Raw genomic sequence first — 17,447 nt, 5'->3', positions numbered from 1 at the left:
TCGAGTGAGCGCGCCCGCCGGGCGCTTCCCACTCCCGCGGTCGAAGCATGGACGCTCCAATACGGCGGCGGTACGAAAAGTCAGGCGCGGAAATGAAAACCGGCGCCCTGGGGCGCCGGTCAATATGTCGGGCGTGGATCTGGCCGAGAAGCGAGCCATGAAGCAAACGCAGCTCGCCCGATCGCAGTCACGCTCGTAGAACGCGCTTTAACCGTGCGCGCCGATCAGATTCACGACCTTGATGTTGCGTGTATCGGGCACTTCCGCATACGACAGCACCTTCAGTTGCGGCAGGCTGCGTCGCAGGAAGCGCGCGAGCATCGGCCGCAATGCGTGTTGCACGAGCAGCACCGGTGCGAGCCCCAGGTTCTGCTGGCGATTCATCGCCTTCTGCGTTTCGTTCATCAGCGTATGCGCGAGGCCAGGCTCGAGGCCCGGGTTGGAACCGGTCGAAAGCGCCTGCGACAGCACGCGTTCGAGATTCGAGTCGAGGCCCATTACCTGCATGTCGCCGGTGCCTGGGAACCACTGCTGCGTGATCGCGCGGCCGAGCGCGAGGCGCACGGCGGCGGTGAGATCGTGTGCGTCGGTGATCTTCGGCGTGTGTTCCGACAGTGCTTCGAGAATCGTGCGCATGTCGCGGATCGGCACGCCTTCTTCCAGCAGGTTTTGCAGCACCTTTTGCAGCGTGGTGAGCGGCAGCGACTTCGGCACCAGATCGTCGACGAGCGACGGCGTGTCTTTCTGCATCCGTTCGAGCAGCGCCTGCACTTCGCGGCGGCCGAGCAGTTCGGATGCATGCGTAACCACCAGGTGATTCAGGTGCGTCGCGACGACCGTGCTCGAATCGACCACCGTGTAGCCGTACACCTGCGCCTGTTCGCGCAGATTCGTGTCGATCCAGATGGCCGGCAGACCGAATGCCGGATCCTGCGTCGGCGTGCCCGGCAGCGCAGCGGAAACCTGGCCGGGATTGATCGCGAGCCATTGACCCGGATACGCCTCGCCGACGCCCACTTCCACGCCCTTGAGCGCGATCCGATAACCGTTCGGACGCAATTCGAGGTTGTCGCGAATGTGGATGACAGGCGGCAAAAAGCCGATTTCCTGCGCAAACTTCTTGCGGATGCTCTTGATCCGCTTGAGCAACTCGCCGTCGGAATTTTTGTCGACCAGCGGAATCAGCCGGTAGCCTACTTCGAGGCCGAGCGTGTCGATCATCGTCACGTCGTCCCAGCTTGCTTCGGCGTTTTCGATCGGCGTGACGGCTGCCGGTGCGACATCCACGAGCGCGGTCGTGTTCTTGCGTTCTTCGGCGCGCTTTTTCATCGTGCGGCCGAGCTGGATCAAACCGCCGCCGAGAATCAGAAACGCGAAGTGCGGCATGCCCGGAATCAGGCCCATCAGCACGAGAATGCAACCCGTGATCGCCAGCACGCGCGGGTTCGTGAAAAGCTGCCCCGTGAGCTGTGTGCCGATGTCTTCGTTCGTCGCGACGCGCGACACGATCACGCCGGCAGCGGTCGAAATCACGAGCGACGGAATCTGCGCGACAAGGCCGTCACCGATGGTCAGCAGCGTGTAGTTCTTGCCCGCCGACGCGAAGTCCATGCCGTGCTGAACCATCCCGACGATCAACCCGCCGAAGATGTTGATCACCATGATCAGCAAGCCGGCAATCGCATCGCCGCGCACGAACTTGCTCGCGCCGTCCATGGAGCCGTAGAACTCGGCTTCCTGCGAGACTTCCGCGCGACGCTTGCGCGCCTGTTCTTCGTTGATGAGACCGGCGTTCAGATCGGCGTCGATCGCCATCTGCTTGCCGGGCATCGCGTCGAGCGTAAAGCGCGCGGACACTTCCGCGATACGCCCCGCGCCCTTGGTGATCACCATGAAGTTGATGACCATCAAAATAATGAAGACGACGATACCGACCGCGAAGTTGCCGCCCACGAGGAAGTGGCCGAACGACTCGATCACCTGGCCGGCCGCGTCGGGACCGGTGTGGCCTTCGAGCAGCACGACTCGCGTCGACGCAACGTTCAGCGACAGCCGCAGCAAGGTCGAGAACAGCAGCACGCTCGGAAAAGCGGCGAAGTCGAGCGGCTTCATCGTGTACATGCTGACGAGCAGCACCATCACGGAAAGCGCGATGTTGAATGTGAACAGCAGATCCAGCAGGAACGGCGGCAACGGCAAAATCATCATGCCGAGGATCATGCAGATCAGCACCGGGCCGGCCAGGGCGCGTAAATTGGTGCCGCTCAAGGCATCGGGCCGTCGAGCGAGGAAACCGGCGCGAGCGTTCATGCGGAGGCTCCGTTATCGTTAGCGGGGTTAAGCGTGTCGGCGGCTTCCTGATCGGCTTCTTCATCCGATACACCGCCCTTGTCGAGTTCCGCGGGCACGTCGAGCTCGGTCGGTGCGACCGGCACGTCGCCGCCGTCGGTTTTGAAGCGCCGCAACTGGTACACCCACGCGAGCACTTCGGCGACCGCGCCATAAAGCTGGCCGGGAATCTCGCGGTTCAGTTCGACGTTGTGATACAGCGCGCGCGCAAGCGGCGGCGCTTCCAGCAGCGGTACATTGTTTTCGGCGGCGAGTTCGCGAATTCGCGCGGCCACCAGGTTCACGCCCTTGGCGACCACCTTCGGTGCGCGCATCTCACCGTCCGTGTATTGCAGCGCGACCGCGAAGTGCGTCGGGTTCGTGACCACGACGTCGGCCTTCGGCACCTGCGTCATCATGCGGCGGCGGGCAATCGCGCGCTGCTGCTGGCGAATCCGGCCTTTTACGTGCGGATCGCCTTCGCTTTCGCGGTGCTCGCGCTTCACTTCTTCCTTGCTCATGCGCAGTTTCTTGTGGAATTGCCACAGTTGATACGGCACATCCATCGCGGCCACGACGAACATGCCGGCCACCGTCATGCCGCAGCACACGGCGATCAGATGCACGGTGTTCGCGAGCGCGAGGTGCAGCGGCTGCGTGGCCAACGCGAGAATTTCCTCGCGCCGGTTCCAGATTGCAGTGCCGCCGATCACGCCCACCACCAGCGTCTTCGCGAGCGACATGACGAGCTGGATAGGTCCGTTGATCGAAAAGATCTTGCCGAGGCCGGCGATCGGGTTGAGACGGTCGAACTTGGGCTCGAGCCCTTTCGTCGACAGTTGCCAGCCGCCCAGCGCCATCGGCGCGAGCAAGGCCGCGGCGCCCGTGATGGCGAGGATCGGCAGCAACGCGTAGAGCCCTTCGCGGCTGGCGGCGCCTGCGCCGATCAACATACGGCGGGTCTCAAAAGCGGTGGCGTGATCGAAGGTAAAGGCCGCGCGCAGCATGCCCTGCAAATGTTCGCCGATGCTGCCGGACATGCCCCACACGCCGAAAAAGCCCGCCGCGAGCAGCGCGAACGTCGATAGCTCCCGCGAACGCACGATCTGCCCTTCCTCGCGCGCTTTCTGCAAGCGCCGGGGAGTGGCTGATTCGGTTTTTTCGAGGTCGCTTTCCTCTGCCACAAAGCTCTCCAGTCGGCCGAGGCACAGCGCCTCTTTCCAGTGAGAGCGATTATTCCCGCTCGGCGCAAGCACCGATCGACGGATAAGGAAGGGGAAACGGGGGCTTTTCGGGGGATGGGCAAGCGCGGCGTGGACCCGCGCGTGGCCGAAAAAAGAAACGCCCGCGCGGGGCCGCGCGGGCGTCGTGGACAGCCGTCAGGCTTTGCGTTGCCGCAGCTTAGCTTGCGTAAGCCACGTAAGGCGCCTGGGTCCCGCCGATTGGCCGCAGGTCGAAGCCGTGATACACGTGGCGTCCGTAGAAGAACGGCAAACCGAGGTCGAATGCGGCGAGCCCGCCGACCTGACCCGCCAGATCGTTGAACGCGTAGTTGGTGCCGTTGCCGAACAGCGTCGATGCACTGACGATGCCGATATTGGCCGTCGCCTTCACGCTGTTCAGGCCGGCCAGCGTGATGGAGCGGGTTTGCGCTGTGGACGGGCAATAGAAGCCCGAGAAGTTGCTGCCGCACATCGTGAGCGAGCTATCGGTGAAGAAATAGCCGTTCGAACCCGAATCCAGGAACGCCGTCACCGTGTTGCCGTTGAACACGCTGTTGGTCAGGTCGCCGAAGTTATCGGTCGTGAAGGTCTGTGCCGATCCGAGCGCATTGTTCGACTGCGTGCCGATGCCGAACACCAGCGTGCCGGTGGCCGACGCCGCGCCGCTATTCGATATGGGCGGCATCTGCACGATCACGCCATTGTTGTCGACGGGGAATCTGGCGACCGGATTGGCCACCTGATTCGCCAGCGCAACCGTGGCACGAGTGCACGATGTGCCGTTGGGACACTCGAAGTAATTGCTGTAGGTCGACGCAGTGGACGCGTTCGCGCACGTGGTGCCGCAATCGTAGAGCGCGGTGCCGATGCCGATGATGCCGTTCGCGCCGAGATCGCTCGCCGTGTTTTCCGCCGAGCCGCTGCCGCAACCGGCCGACGGCACGCTGCTCGCGTCCTTGTCGCCAATCACTTGGATTGGAACCGCCGATGTCGTGGTTTCGCCGCCGATGGTGACGGTGGCGGTACGCACGGTGCCCCACGTGTAGCCGTCGGCGAACGTCGCGCATTCGGCAAGCTGATTGCCGCTCGCGGTCGCGGTGACCGGCAATGCGCGCTGCATCGCCGTGCTCAGCGCCCCGCCTACGATGCGCAGCCCGAACGAGCCCGTGTCGACCTGAATGTTGTTGATGGTCTGGCAGGTCGTAGTGCCGGGCACGCACAGCGTCACGCTGATCGTGGGTATGTTGATCACACCGGAGGTGCCGTGGGCCACCGTGATCGGCACGGTGTTCGAGGCTGTCGCGGCAATCGGCTGCTGTGTTGGGCTGGCCGGCAACGAGCCGTTGATCTGGCCGCCAGACGAGCCGCCACTGGAGCTGGAACTCCCGCCGCTGTCGCCGCCGCCACCGCACGCGGCAAGCGCCGACACCAGCGCGACAGTCGCCACAACCTGCATCCAGTCCTTGAGTTTCATTGCAATATGCATGGTTCGCATCGTTCGTCCTCGCCGTTACTGGATGTCTGAGCTGGTGACGCCGGCCGGCAGCGCGGGCGGCAGCCATGCACGGCCGCTAAACGCGCCCATGTGACCACCGGACTGCACCACGAGCGTGCTCTGATCCACCGCGACCGGCCCACGGGCGCCGCCGCGCGCCGCGCGCGCCGCCTTCACACCCGCGACGTATTGCGGAAAGTAACTGCCGAGCATTTCATTCAGATCGGGCATTTGCGGGCCGCTCCACGCGATGCCGAACACGGTGCCGTCAGCGGCGAGATATTCGCGCACCACCGTGCCGTTGCCGAGCGTGGTTTCACGAACGGTATAGGACGCGGAAGCCGAAGCGGAAGACGCCGCACCGGATGCCGAGCGCATCACGGTGTTCGCCGAGGTGTCGGCAGGCTGGAACTTATGGGACGAAACCGACGCATCTGCCGGAGGCGACATTGGGGCGCCGCCGAGCGCCGCGTGAGCGGACTGCACGACCGACAACGAACAGGGCAAAACAAGCGCCGTAACCACACCGGCGCGACGTACACGACTCCACATAACGAGACTCCTCCCTGGCTGCTAGCCGGCGCATGCTCATGCCAACCGGCTGCAAATAGGCAAATCATAGGGCACGGACGGGGCCGCATTGTCGAGGAATACCTCGTCGTGCAGGCCGCTGGTGATAGCGTTCACCCTCGGGCCGCGCCGCTGCTTGACCTCGTAGTATGCCTGCGGTTTGTGTCGATAGACAGCATTCGCGCGCGGGAGCGCGCCTTGCTATTCATACTGGCTGGCCTCGCGCCGCAAGGGCGCGGGCCGCTCAGAAACCGAGGCTGGCGAGCAGATCGTCGACCTGAGACTGGTCCTGCACGACGTCAGTCTTGCCTTCAGGATTGATCTGCGGACCGTTCAGCAGATGCTCGGGGCTGCCGGTCGGCGATACTTCGGCGACCAGCGCTGCGGCGTGCGCCGCGAACTGCTCACGGCGCTCGAGCGCGATGTTCTCGACGAGCACGCCGAGCAACTGCTGCTCGATCAGGTACACGACGTCCGTGATCTTCTTGATCACCTGACCGGTCAGATCCTGGAAGTCCTGCGCGAGCATGATCTCCATGAGCTGCGAATTGGTCGCGGTGGTTGCTGCGGGCACGCCGCGCAGGAATTCGCGCGTATCGTTCATCAGCGCGCGCACTTCCGCGCGTTCGATCGGCGCCGCATACCATTGCTCCCAACGCGCGTCGAGTTCGCCGGCGTCTTTCTGCAACTGCTCCTGGATCGGCTTCGCGACGTCGATCGAGCCCAGCACGCGCTCGGCGGCCTGCTCGGTCATGTTCGCGATGTACTTCAGACGGTCGCGTGCATCGGGTACGGCTTCGGCCGCGCGCTCGACATGCTTGTCGAGCCCAAGCTCGCGCATCGAATCACGCAGCGTACGTGTCAGTTGTCCAATGCGGGCAAGAATGCGGTCTGACGCGAAGTCGCCGCTCTCGTTGACCGCTTCGGCGCCTGGTGCATTGGTCGGCAGGTTCACATCAGCTCCCGGTCTTGGCCATCTTTTCGAGAATCTTGTTGAGCTTCTCGTCCAGCGTCGCGGCCGTGAACGGCTTTACGACATAACCGCTCGCGCCGGCCTGAGCCGCCGCGATAATGTTTTCCTTCTTCGACTCGGCCGTCACCATCAGCACCGGCAAGTGCTTGAGGTTTGCATCGGCGCGAATCTCCTTGAGCATGGCGAGACCGTCGAGGTTCGGCATGTTCCAGTCGGAGATCACGAAGTCGTACGTGCCGCCGCGCAAACGGGCGAGACCGGCCTGGCCGTCTTCGGCTTCGTCGACGTTGCCGTAGCCCAGCTCTTTCAGAAGGTTGCGAACGATCCGGCGCATCGTCGGAAAATCGTCTACAACCAGAAACTTCATTGCCTTATCCATTTGATTCCCTTTACTTGATTCACGGTGCGGCGTATGACCGCCTCAATTCGAACGGCGCATCATACCCGCTGAACGCGATCGCCCATCGACGCAAGCCGCGCCATCACGCGCCGGCACATGTCCGGCAGCGACGCGATTTCGTCGGCCGCGCCCAGCGCAATCGCTTCGCGCGGCATGCCGAACACGATGCAGCTCGCCTCGTCCTGCGCAAGGGTGTAAGCCCCTGCCTTTTTCATATCCAGCAGACCCGCGGCGCCATCGCGCCCCATTCCAGTCAGGATCACTCCGACCGCATTCTTGCCCGCGTGCTGCGCGGCGGAACGGAACAGCACGTCCACCGACGGACGATGCCGGTTCACCGGCGGATCGTCCGACAGATGCGCGATGTAGTTCGCGCCGCTGCGGGCAAGCAGCAGGTGAGCGTGGCCCGGGGCGATATACGCATGTCCCGGCAGCACACGTTCGCCGTGCTCTGCCTCTTTAACGGTAATCCGGCACAAACCATTGAGGCGTTGCGCAAAAGATTTTGTGAAACCCGGCGGCATATGCTGTGCAATCAGCACCGCGGGTGCATCCGGCGGCAGCGGCACGAGCACTTCGCGGATGGCTTCCGTGCCGCCCGTCGACGCGCCGACGATGATCAGCTTCTCGGTACTCAGCAGCGGATTGTTGAAAAGCGGCGCGGCGCCGACGGGCGCATGTCCGGCGGCAGCCGGCGCATGATGCACCGGCGCGGCCTGGCGCACGCGAGCGCGCGCCGCGGCGCGAATCTTGTCGGCTAGCTTTTCCGAATAGTCGAGCATGCCGTCGCGAATGCCGACCTTCGGCTTCGTCACGAAATCGACCGCGCCGAGTTCCAGCGCGCGCAGCGTGATTTCATTGCCGCGCTCGGTCAACGAAGAGACCATCACGACCGGCATCGGACGCAAACGCATCAGCTTCTCGAGGAAGTCGAGACCGTCCATGCGCGGCATTTCGACGTCGAGCGTCAACACGTCGGGGTTGTGCTGCTTGATGAGCTCGCGCGCGACCAGCGGGTCGGGAGCGGTTGCAACGACGGTCATGTCCGGCTGGCTATTGATGATTTCCGTCATCAAGCTGCGGATCAGCGCCGAATCGTCGACGCACAATACTTTGATCTTTTGCACAGCGCTCACGCCTCCTCTGCGGTTCTGGCGTTATTTGAATTAGTCGGGCGCGGGGTCGAGCCGAACAGTTCGATACGCGATCTTGGCGCGCCCGCGCCGTTCGCTGCCGTGCTGCCCGAGCCACCGTTCGAGCCAAAGAGTTCTATCTTCGGCCTCGTGGCGGCTGGCGCTGAAAACAGTTCGACCCGCTTTCTCGCGGCGGCAAGCCGCTCGGCGCGCGCTTCGGCGGTCTGCCGCACGAGCGCCTGTTCGCGCTCGGCCACGCTCGGGTCCTGCTGCAGACGCAGCTTCTTCACCATCACCTGGCCCGTGCGCGGCATGAATGCCACCTTCCGCGGATGCGAGCCCTGCAAATCCTCGGCGACGATGCGAATCTTTTCGAGCGCCAGATAGCGGCGCACGAATTCCGAATTGCGATCGCCGATGTTGATCGTCGTCATGCCCGCAAGCACCGCGCCGCCGCCGAACACCTTCGCTTCGAAACGCTCGCGTCGGCCGCCGGCCTTGATGAGTTCGTTGATCAGCACTTCCATCGCGTAAGCGCCGTAGCGCATCGAATCCGATGCAGGCTGGCCGACTTCCGCGCCGTCGTCGGGCAACATGAAGTGATTCATGCCGCCGATGCCGGCCGTCCGGTCCTGAATGCAGGCCGCGACGCACGAACCGAGCACGGTGACGAGCACCATGTCCTCGTGCGTGGTGTAGAACTCGTTGGGCAACAGCTTCACGCCGGGGCGTTGGAAGTGGTTGTCGTAGTAGAGATTGGTCGCGATAGGCAAGGCGCTGCTCATACCGTCACCCCGCTCGTCGCCGCCGTGCGCGCCGGTGCGCGCGCGCCGGCTGCATCGCGCGTCAGTTCATACACAGTCTGACCGCGCAGCTTGAAAGCCTGCGTGACGTAGGTGAAGTTTTCCGAGTGGCCCGCGAACAGCAGGCCGCCCGACTTCATCAACGGCTCGAAGCGGCCGAGCACCTGAGCTTGCGTCGGCTTGTCGAAATAGATCATCACGTTGCGGCAGAAGATCGCGTCGAACTGCGTGCGCAACTGATAATCCCGGTCGGTGAGGTTCAATTGCTCGAAGCGCACCATCGCGCGCACTTGCGGACGCACCTTGACCATGCCCGCATGCGCGCCGGTGCCCTTCAGGAAAAAGCGCTTGAGCCGCTCGGGCGAAAGGTGCTTCACCTGGTCGAACTGGTACATACCGGCTTCGGCTTTCGCAAGCACTTGCGTGTCGATGTCGGTCGCGAGCACCGTGGCCTGGCGCGCGCCGGTCTCGCCGAGCGCTTCGATCAGCGTCATCGCGATCGAATACGGCTCCTCACCGGTCGATGCCGCCGAGCACCATACCGAAACGGGCTGCGCGCGGCGCGGCACGAAATCGGCGAGGATCGGAAAGTGATGCGCTTCGCGGAAAAACGCGGTCAGGTTCGTGGTAAGCGCATTGGTGAATGCTTCCCACTCGGCCGGATCGTTTTCCGCTTCGAGCAGATCGAGGTACTGCTTGAACGAGTCGAGACCACGGGCGCGCAGCCTCCGAGCGAGTCGGCTATACGCCATGTCGCGCTTGTGATCGGAGAGCGAAATGCCGGCGCTGCTGTGAATCAGTTCGCGAATGCGTGTGAAGTCCGCAGAAGTGAATTCGAAATCACGTCCCTGTTCGCCGGATCTGACCGGTTCTGCCCGGTCGGTGCGTTGCTGTGCGCGCGTTGCCATCATGAAAGTTCCTGCCTGCGATACGAGCCATCACGCTTGCGCGACGGAGCTGCCGGCGAGCAAGGGATTATTTTCACGGGGTCGCGCCCGCCCGCAAGTTCCACCACCATGCAGTCGGCCCGCGACACGCTGTATGAGCGTGCTTCGATGATTCGCGCCACATGGCGCGCGATACCGAATGACTGCATGTTTCTTCGTCATTTCCTAAAACGTTTCCCAGTCCGCGTCCGAGCCCGCCGAGGCTACGCTGGCAGCGGCCGGCCGTGCTGTGGGCGCGGATGCCGCAGGCGGCGTCTTCGGCTTGAGCGCCGGTTCGACGCGCACCGCGCCTGCTTCGTGATTGCCCGAAGCGGAAGCGGTGCTGCCTGCCGATGCTGCATTTGCCGTTGCTGCTGCGCTTGCTGCTCCGCTTGCTGCTCCGCTTGCTGCTGCGCTTGCTGCCGGCTGCGCTGCGGCGCCATGCGCCGGTCGCGGCGCGCTCTTCGCCATCGTCTTGCTCTTGCCCACCGCTGCCCGCGCCTTCACCTGCGGCTGCGCCGGCGCGGCGAAACTGCGAGCCGGGCTGCTGGCGACCTTCCAGCCGCTCAGCACGGCTTGCAACTGACGCGTCTGATCTTCGAGCGACCCTGCTGCTGCCGCCGCTTCTTCGACGAGCGCGGCGTTTTGCTGCGTCACTTCGTCCATCTGCACGACCGCGCGATTCACCTGCTCGATGCCGCCCGATTGCTCCTCGGACGCCGCGCTGATTTCACCCATGATGTCGGTCACGCGGCGCACGGCCTGCACGATCTCGTCCATCGTCGTGCCGGCGCGTCCGACGAGTGCCGAACCGCTTTGCACCTTGTCGGTCGAGTCGCCGATCAGTTCCTTGATTTCCTTCGCGGCGCTCGCGCTGCGTTGGGCAAGGCTGCGCACTTCGCCGGCCACCACCGCAAAGCCCCGGCCCTGTTCGCCGGCACGCGCCGCTTCCACCGCCGCGTTCAGCGCCAGAATGTTGGTCTGGAACGCAATGCCTTCGATCACGCCGATGATGTCGACGACCTTGCTCGAACTGCTCGCGATGTCCTGCATCGTCGTGACGACCTGGCTTACCACCTCGCCGCCGCGCGTCGCGATGTCGGACGCGTTCACAGCGAGCTGGCTCGCCTGACGCGCGTTCTCGGCGTTCTGGCGCACGGTGCCCGTGAGTTGCTCCATGCTCGATGCGGTTTCCTGCAACGAGGCGGCTTGCTGCTCGGTGCGTTGCGACAGATCGGTGTTGCCCATCGCGATCTCGCGCGCGCCGGTGTCGATCGATTCGGTGCTGCTGCGAACCGCGGTCACCATCGACGCCATGCTTTCCTGCATCCGTTTGATGCCGGCAAAGAGGCGGCCGATTTCGTTGCGGCTTCTCACCTCGATCGCTTCGGACAGATCGCCCGCGGCGATCCGCTCGAAGCATTCGGTTGCGTCCTGAAGCGGCTGCACGATGAGCCCGCGCAGCGCGAAACGCAGACCGATCACGAGCAGCAGCGCGAGTGCGGCAAACGCGACGATCAGCGTCGTCATCAGCGAAATGTTCGACTGCGCGGCTGCCTGCTGGTCCACCGCCTGTTGCTGCAGGTTCTTGATGACGAGCGACGCCGCGTTGTCATACGAGACGAACATCGGGCTGATCTTCGTATCGGCGATCGCGTGGTACGCGGCCATGTCGTTCGCCCGCAGCGCCGCGAATTCCGGCTCCATGCCGTCGCGCACGAGCGCCGTGCGGCGCGCGAGCAGTTCGTCCATCTGCGCCTGGTCGACGCCGTTTTTGGGCGCGTCGACGTAGGTCTGCCAGTTCTTGTTGCTGAAGCCGTACAGTTCCACTGCACGGTCCAGAACCTTCTTCGCCGTTTCAGTGTCGCCAGCGGCTGTCAGCGCGGTAAAGCGGTCCAGCGAAACACGCGAGCGCAGCAGATATGCCGAAGCGTCGTCGAGCGCGTGAATCGCAACCAGATCGCCGCGCGCGATGCGGTCGAGCGACTTGCTTGCGCTGCCGAGCGCCGTCAGCCCAAGCACGCCGACCACCATGGTCAGCGCGACGAGAATGATCCCCACTAGCGTGAGCGATGTGCGAATCGACCACCTGCTTAGCATCTCAATGCTCCCTGTTCCAAACTTTTCTGAACGCCGCGGCCGTTAGACGCCGAGCGTTTCGATGAGCGCCATTTCGCGGCTCGTCATCAGCTTCTCGATGTCCATCAGAATCAGCATGCGGCCGTCGACGGTGCCGAGACCCGTGAGGTACTCGGTCGTCAGCGTCGCGCCGAATTCCGGCGCCGGCATGATCTGGTCGATGGCAAGCGTCAACACGTCGGACACGCCGTCCACCACCATGCCGACCACGCGATGCGCGACGTTCAGGATGATCACGACGGTCTGGTGGTCGTACTCGACGCGGCCCAGATGGAACTTGATGCGCATGTCGACGATCGGCACGATGATGCCGCGCAGATTGATGACGCCCTTGATGAACTCGGGTGCATTCGCGATGCGCGTCACGTTGTCGTAGCCGCGGATTTCCTGCACCTTGAGAATGTCGATGCCGTACTCTTCGGCGCCGAGCGTGAAGACGAGGAATTCCTGACCGCCGGCGTCGGCCTGCTGCGCGTCGCGGCGACCATTCGTCGCGTTCGCGACGCTCGAATTGATGGATTGAACTTCTGCCACGTTAGCCCCCAAACGGTTGGGATAAATCAAGTTGAGTGAGTGTTACAGCGAATTTGACGGACATCATGCGAGACTCATTGCGCCATGCGCGTTGCGCGACTCGCGGTTCAGCGCCGCCACGTCCACGATCAGTGCTACGCGGCCGTCGCCAAGAATGGTCGCCGCGGAAATGCCGCGCACCTTGCGGTAGTTCGTTTCGAGGTTCTTCACGACCACTTGCTGCTGTCCCACCAGCTCGTCGATCAGCATCGCAAAGCGACGCCCTTCGGTTTGCATGATGGTGACGATGCCCTGGGTCGGCTCCTGCTTCGCTCCGTCGACGTTGAACACTTCGTGCAACGCGACGAGCGGCAGATATTCACCGCGCACGCGCACCACGCGCTCGCCGTTGGCGACCGTGTAGATGTCTTCGGCTTGCGGCTGCAGCGACTCCATCACGAAGTTCAGCGGCAGAATGAAGATCTCGTTGCCGACCTTGACGGACATGCCGTCGAGAATCGCCAGCGTGAGCGGCAGAACGATGCGCGTGGTGCTGCCCTTGCCGGCGTGCGACGTGATTTCCACGTGACCGCCCATCGCCTGGATGTTGCGCTTCACCACGTCCATGCCGACGCCGCGGCCCGACACGTCCGTGACCTGCTCCGCCGTCGAGAAGCCCGGCAGGAAGATCAGGTTCCAGACTTCCTCGTCGGTCATCGTTTCGCTGACCTGCATGCCCTGCTTCGCGGCCTTCGCGAGAATCTTGTCGCGGCGCAGACCGGCGCCGTCGTCGCTGACTTCGATCACGATGTTGCCGCCGTGATGCGCCGCCGACAGCACGAGCTGACCGGTCGAATCCTTGCCCGCCGCGCGCCGCGCTTCCACGGTTTCGATGCCGTGGTCGAGACTGTTGCGCACGAGGTGAGTCAACGGGTCGATGATCCGCTCGATCAGGCTCTTGTCGAGTTCGGTCGCCTGACCGAAGGTGACGAGTTCCACTTCCTTGCCGAGTTTCGCCGCGAGATCGCGCACGAGACGCGGGAAGCGGCTGAACACGTAATCCATCGGCATCATGCGGATCGACATGACGGCTTCCTGCAGATCGCGCGCGTTGCGCTCGAGCTGTGCCATGCCGTTGAACAGGCGATCGTGCAGTGCCGGATCGAACGTGCTGGTGGTTTCCGCAAGCATCGCCTGCGTGATCACCAGTTCGCCGACCAGGTTGATCAGCTGATCGACCTTTTCGACGCCCACGCGAATCGAGCTGCCTTCCGCGCCGCCTGCCGCCGCTGCCGGACGCGCGGCCTTGCGGTCCTGCTCGCCGGCTGCCGCGCCAGCGGTCGCCGGAGCTGCTGCCGGTGCGCTGGCCTGAGCCGCTGCGGGAGCCGGAGCCGCCTTGGCGGGCTCGGCGCTCGGCGTCGGAGCAGGCTGCGCTACAGACGCCGTGGGCGCCTCGGGTGCTGCGGTATTAGTGGCGGCCGAAGCCGCCGGTGCTGCTTGCGCCGGAGACGAGGGCTCAGCGTCGGGCGTTCCAGGTTCGCCTTGCTGAGCACCGTCCGCCGGTGCGGTTCCGCGGCCGATCGAGATCTGACTTTCGTCGATCACGAAACAGCACACGGCGATGATGTCGTCGGACGTAACATCGGTCTGAAGCCACAGCGTGAGATCGCCGCCGCTCTTGACCTGCCCGACGATATTGCCCAGGTTACCCAGCTCTTCGGCAAGGAGCTCCTGGTCCTTCTCATCAACGCCCCGTAGCGTAATTTTCAGATGCGGACCGGCGGCGTCGTCCGCGTCGCCGGTTCCTTCGGCTTGCCCGGTCTGTGCCGGTTCGCCGTCATTCCATTCGCCCGCCGCCTGCACCGCCTGTTCGACGACGTGTTCCGGCGGACTGCCTTCTTCTACTGTTGCCAGTTCCTCGACCGGCGCGGCCACTGTGGCTTCGACCGGCGCTGCAGCAGCCGGCGCAGCCACGCCGCGGCTTTCCGCGTGCAACTGCTCGAGCTTCGCGCAGATCGCCTTTGCAACCGCCGCGTCGGGCTCTGCGCTCGCGCGGTAGTCGGCGAGCTGCCCCGACAACACGTCCTTGGTTTCGAGGAACGTGTCGATCATGTCCTTGCGCAGAACGAGTTCGTTGTTGCGCGCACGGTCGAGCAGCGATTCGAGAATGTGGGTCGTCTCCGTCAAGGCGGTAAAGCCGAACGTCGCCGCGCCGCCCTTGATCGAATGCGCCGCGCGGAAAATCGCCGCGAGGTCTTCGGGGTCCGGGTGCGCGAGGTCCAGATTGAGCAGCAGCTGCTCCATCTGCGCGAGCAGTTCGTCCGCTTCGTCGAAGAACGTCTGATAGAACTGAGTGATGTCGAGTGTCATGCCTGGGTCACCGCGAGAGTTCCTGTCTAGGCTTGGGCTACCGTGCCGCAGCGTCGAGAGCTTCTAAAACTTGTCTAAGGTTGATGCTTACGCCTGATCTGGCTCGGCCAACGCCGCCACCAGTTCCGTGAGCATGTCGGGGTCGAGCGGCTTTTCGATCCAGCCGGTCGCGCCCGCTTCGCGCGCCGCGGCTTTGAACGACTCGCCCGATTCCGTCGTCAGGACGAGGATGGGCGTCGCCGCGTAAGCCGGATTGCCGCGCAGTTCCGCGATCAGATCGAGGCCGGTCTTGCCCGGCATGTGCTGATCGGTCAACACCAGGTCGAACCGCACGGCGAGCGCGTTTTCGAGCCCTTCCGCGCCGTCCGCGGCGAGCGTCACCTCATAGCCGGCCGCCGTCAGCGTCGCGGAAAGAATCTGCCGCATCGATGCCGAATCGTCGATTGCCAGGATATGCCTGATCATGAAAACCTCGCTGCACTTACGCTATGTGTCGCCCCGCTGTCCGCGCCAGTGAGGCGCATGGAGCAGCCGGGCGACCGCCTTCTGTTACTGAGCCGCCGGCGCTATCGCCGGTACCTTGGGCGCGACCGTCATCGGCTGCGCCAGTTTTTGCAGCAGCGGCTTCGAGCCGGCTGCGTCGTCCGACAAGGTCGTCGTAGTGGAGTCGTCATGATTGAGCGCCTCCTCTGACTTCCTGTTCAGAACGATGATGCTGATGCGGCGGTTTTCCGGATCCATTGCGTCCGCCTTGTTCAGGTTCTGCGTCGACGCGAGGCCGAGTACGCGCATCACCTTTGCTTCGTCCATGCCCCCGGCGATCAGCTCGCGGCGCGACGCATTCGCGCGGTCCGCGGACAGTTCCCAGTTGCTGTAGCCCTTCTCGCCGCCCGCGTACTGCGCGGCGTCGGTGTGTCCTTGCACGATGATGCGGTTCGGCACATCGTTCAGCGTGTGGCCGATCTCGCGCAGAATGTCGCGCATGTACGGCTCGACCTGATCTCTCGCTGTCGCGAACATCGGCCGCTTCTGCGAGTCGACGATTTCGATGCGCAAGCCGGTCAGCGTCGAATCGATTCGTATCTGCTGCTTGAACTGGCGCAGCACCGGATTCGCTTCGATCGCGGCCATCAGCTTCACTTGCAGATCGTGCAGACGGACCTGCTCGCGTCGCTCCAGCTCACCCTGCAACTGCTTCATCGAGTCTTCGCTGCTATGCGAGACCGTGCGCTCGGCTCGATTGTTCGAACCGTCCGTTGAGCGCGTCACTCCTTGCGCGTCGGTCGAAATATCGCGGCCGCCGCCCTTCAGAATGCTCGAATCTTCCGCGCTGCGGTCGCCGCCCCACAGCGTGATCTTCAACGGCTGGTTGAAGTACTCCGCGATGCCTTTCAGCTGCACCGTGGATGCCGAACTCAGCAGCCACATCAGCAGGAAGAACGCCATCATCGCGGTCATGAAGTCCGCATAGGCGAGCTTCCAGGCGCCGCCGTGGTGGCCGGCCTTCTTCGGCGCGGCGCGCTTGACGACAATGGCGCGGTCTTTGTTGTTGCTCATCGGTTCGTTCCCGGCGCCCTTACTTGGCCTTCACGCGGCGCACGTGCTCTTCGAGCTCGGCGAACGACGGACGCTCGGTCGAGAAGAGCACCTTGCGGCCGAACTCGACGGCAATCGCGGGCGCATAGCCGTTCAGGCTGGCGAGAATCGTCACCTTGATGCACTGGAACATCTTGGTCGACTCGGTCACGCGCTGTTCGGCGACGCTCGCGAGCGGCCCGATCAGCCCGTAAGAAAGCAGAATGCCGAGGAACGTACCGACCAGCGCCTGCGCGATCATTTCGCCGAGCACCGCCGGCGGTTTGTCGGCGGACGCCATGGTGTGCACCACGCCCATCACCGCGGCCACGATACCGAACGCCGGCATTGCGTCGCCGACCTTGTTCAGCGCATGCGCGGGCGCTTCGCCTTCCTGGTGATGCGTCTCGATCTCCTCGTCCATCAGGCTTTCGATTTCGAACGCGTTCATGTTGCCGCCCACCATGAGGCGCAGGTAGTCGGTCAGAAACTCGATGATGTGATGGTCGGCGAGAATCTTCGGGTACTGCGTGAAGATGGGGCTCTTCGACGGATCGTCGATGTCCGCTTCCAGCGTCAGCGTGCCTTCCTTGCGCGCTTTGGCGAGCAGGACGTAGAGGAGCGCCATCAGCTCCATATAGACGTCCTTGTTGTACTTCGCGCCCTTGAACAGGGTCGGAATGACGCGCAGCGTTGCCTTGATCGTCTTCATCCCATTACCGAGGATGAACGCGCCGACGCCAGCGCCGACGATCATCAGCACTTCAACGGGCTGCAACAGCGCGCCGAGATGGCCGCCTTCCAGCGCGTAACCGCCGAAGACGGACAAAAGCGTCACGAGTGTTCCCACGAAAATCAGCACTGCGGAGCCCTCACAAAGAAGCGACGGTGACCGTCGTTAAACTGGTTTACGGCAACGCACCAGAAAACTTTGACGGAAAAGAGGCTGGCCGCGCCGGTGTAAACCAGAGGCGGGCGCGGCTGGCCACACGCGCGATG

General features: G+C 63.8%; 15 protein-coding genes. All 15 read right to left on the bottom strand.

The window, feature by feature from the left end:
- Nucleotides 1-207 precede the first annotated feature (207 nt).
- Entirely contained in the window at nucleotides 208-2,310 is a 2,103-nt protein-coding gene (gene flhA, locus JMY24_RS21385; RefSeq protein ID WP_128596000.1) for a flagellar biosynthesis protein FlhA, read from the bottom strand.
- On the bottom strand, nucleotides 2,307-3,512 hold the full coding sequence (gene flhB / locus JMY24_RS21380; RefSeq protein ID WP_201702848.1) for a flagellar biosynthesis protein FlhB: 1,206 nt from the start codon (nucleotides 3,510-3,512) through the stop codon (nucleotides 2,307-2,309). Before flhB ends, flhA begins: the two co-directional genes overlap by 4 nt.
- Before the next feature lie 217 nt (nucleotides 3,513-3,729).
- Nucleotides 3,730-5,046, bottom strand: coding sequence for a DUF3443 domain-containing protein (locus JMY24_RS21375; RefSeq protein WP_128596001.1), 1,317 nt, complete (start codon nucleotides 5,044-5,046; stop codon nucleotides 3,730-3,732).
- A 15-nt stretch (nucleotides 5,047-5,061) separates the two neighbouring features.
- A complete protein-coding gene (locus tag JMY24_RS21370) occupies nucleotides 5,062-5,598 on the bottom strand; it encodes a DUF2844 domain-containing protein (protein WP_201702846.1) in 537 nt (178 codons plus the stop codon).
- Between the two features lie 262 nt (nucleotides 5,599-5,860).
- Nucleotides 5,861-6,571: a protein phosphatase CheZ gene (gene cheZ / locus JMY24_RS21365; RefSeq protein ID WP_128592425.1), complete on the bottom strand. Its 711-nt coding sequence runs from the start codon at nucleotides 6,569-6,571 to the stop codon at nucleotides 5,861-5,863.
- A 1-nt stretch (nucleotide 6,572) separates the two neighbouring features.
- On the bottom strand, nucleotides 6,573-6,968 hold the full coding sequence (gene cheY / locus JMY24_RS21360; RefSeq protein ID WP_006050905.1) for a chemotaxis response regulator CheY: 396 nt from the start codon (nucleotides 6,966-6,968) through the stop codon (nucleotides 6,573-6,575).
- A 59-nt stretch (nucleotides 6,969-7,027) separates the two neighbouring features.
- Nucleotides 7,028-8,116, bottom strand: coding sequence for a protein-glutamate methylesterase/protein-glutamine glutaminase (locus JMY24_RS21355; RefSeq protein WP_027776958.1), 1,089 nt, complete (start codon nucleotides 8,114-8,116; stop codon nucleotides 7,028-7,030).
- A 5-nt stretch (nucleotides 8,117-8,121) separates the two neighbouring features.
- Complete coding sequence (gene cheD, locus JMY24_RS21350) at nucleotides 8,122-8,907, bottom strand: chemoreceptor glutamine deamidase CheD (RefSeq protein WP_128590994.1); 786 nt, start codon at nucleotides 8,905-8,907, stop codon at nucleotides 8,122-8,124.
- Nucleotides 8,904-9,836, bottom strand: a complete 933-nt coding sequence (locus JMY24_RS21345) for a CheR family methyltransferase (RefSeq protein ID WP_128596004.1) — start codon at nucleotides 9,834-9,836, stop codon at nucleotides 8,904-8,906. The genes cheD and JMY24_RS21345 overlap by 4 nt, the downstream gene beginning before the upstream one ends.
- A gap of 201 nt (nucleotides 9,837-10,037) precedes the next feature.
- On the bottom strand, nucleotides 10,038-11,951 hold the full coding sequence (locus tag JMY24_RS21340) for a methyl-accepting chemotaxis protein (protein WP_201702844.1): 1,914 nt from the start codon (nucleotides 11,949-11,951) through the stop codon (nucleotides 10,038-10,040).
- A gap of 42 nt (nucleotides 11,952-11,993) precedes the next feature.
- Complete coding sequence (locus tag JMY24_RS21335; protein WP_020070727.1) at nucleotides 11,994-12,524, bottom strand: chemotaxis protein CheW; 531 nt, start codon at nucleotides 12,522-12,524, stop codon at nucleotides 11,994-11,996.
- A gap of 63 nt (nucleotides 12,525-12,587) precedes the next feature.
- Entirely contained in the window at nucleotides 12,588-14,873 is a 2,286-nt protein-coding gene (cheA, locus tag JMY24_RS21330; protein ID WP_201702842.1) for a chemotaxis protein CheA, read from the bottom strand.
- An 87-nt stretch (nucleotides 14,874-14,960) separates the two neighbouring features.
- The gene (locus tag JMY24_RS21325; RefSeq protein ID WP_128596006.1) at nucleotides 14,961-15,338 is read right to left on the bottom strand and encodes a response regulator; all 378 of its coding nucleotides are present in this window, start codon (nucleotides 15,336-15,338) and stop codon (nucleotides 14,961-14,963) included.
- A gap of 84 nt (nucleotides 15,339-15,422) precedes the next feature.
- Nucleotides 15,423-16,430 carry a flagellar motor protein MotB gene (gene motB / locus JMY24_RS21320; RefSeq protein WP_128596007.1) on the bottom strand — a complete coding sequence of 336 codons (1,008 nt, stop codon included), beginning with the start codon at nucleotides 16,428-16,430 and terminating at the stop codon, nucleotides 15,423-15,425.
- A gap of 19 nt (nucleotides 16,431-16,449) precedes the next feature.
- Complete coding sequence (gene motA / locus JMY24_RS21315) at nucleotides 16,450-17,310, bottom strand: flagellar motor stator protein MotA (protein ID WP_006050895.1); 861 nt, start codon at nucleotides 17,308-17,310, stop codon at nucleotides 16,450-16,452.
- Nucleotides 17,311-17,447 lie beyond the last annotated feature (137 nt).

The sequence above is a fragment of the Paraburkholderia kirstenboschensis genome, assembly GCF_904848585.1.
Taxonomy (GTDB): domain Bacteria; phylum Pseudomonadota; class Gammaproteobacteria; order Burkholderiales; family Burkholderiaceae; genus Paraburkholderia; species Paraburkholderia kirstenboschensis.
This window is presented reverse-complemented; position numbering and strand designations above follow the sequence as displayed.

What these genes read in the sequence shown, in the direction of transcription:
- flhA (WP_128596000.1), bottom strand. Translation starts at nt 2,310, where the DNA reads ATGAACGCTCGCGCCGGTTTCCTCGCTCGACGGCCCGATGCCTTGAGC.
- JMY24_RS21375 (WP_128596001.1), bottom strand. Translation starts at nt 5,046, where the DNA reads ATGCGAACCATGCATATTGCAATGAAACTCAAGGACTGGATGCAGGTT.
- JMY24_RS21370 (WP_201702846.1), bottom strand. Translation starts at nt 5,598, where the DNA reads ATGTGGAGTCGTGTACGTCGCGCCGGTGTGGTTACGGCGCTTGTTTTG.
- cheY (WP_006050905.1), bottom strand. Translation starts at nt 6,968, where the DNA reads ATGGATAAGGCAATGAAGTTTCTGGTTGTAGACGATTTTCCGACGATG.
- cheD (WP_128590994.1), bottom strand. Translation starts at nt 8,907, where the DNA reads ATGAGCAGCGCCTTGCCTATCGCGACCAATCTCTACTACGACAACCAC.
- JMY24_RS21345 (WP_128596004.1), bottom strand. Translation starts at nt 9,836, where the DNA reads ATGATGGCAACGCGCGCACAGCAACGCACCGACCGGGCAGAACCGGTC.
- JMY24_RS21340 (WP_201702844.1), bottom strand. Translation starts at nt 11,951, where the DNA reads ATGCTAAGCAGGTGGTCGATTCGCACATCGCTCACGCTAGTGGGGATC.
- cheA (WP_201702842.1), bottom strand. Translation starts at nt 14,873, where the DNA reads ATGACACTCGACATCACTCAGTTCTATCAGACGTTCTTCGACGAAGCG.
- JMY24_RS21325 (WP_128596006.1), bottom strand. Translation starts at nt 15,338, where the DNA reads ATGATCAGGCATATCCTGGCAATCGACGATTCGGCATCGATGCGGCAG.
- motB (WP_128596007.1), bottom strand. Translation starts at nt 16,430, where the DNA reads ATGAGCAACAACAAAGACCGCGCCATTGTCGTCAAGCGCGCCGCGCCG.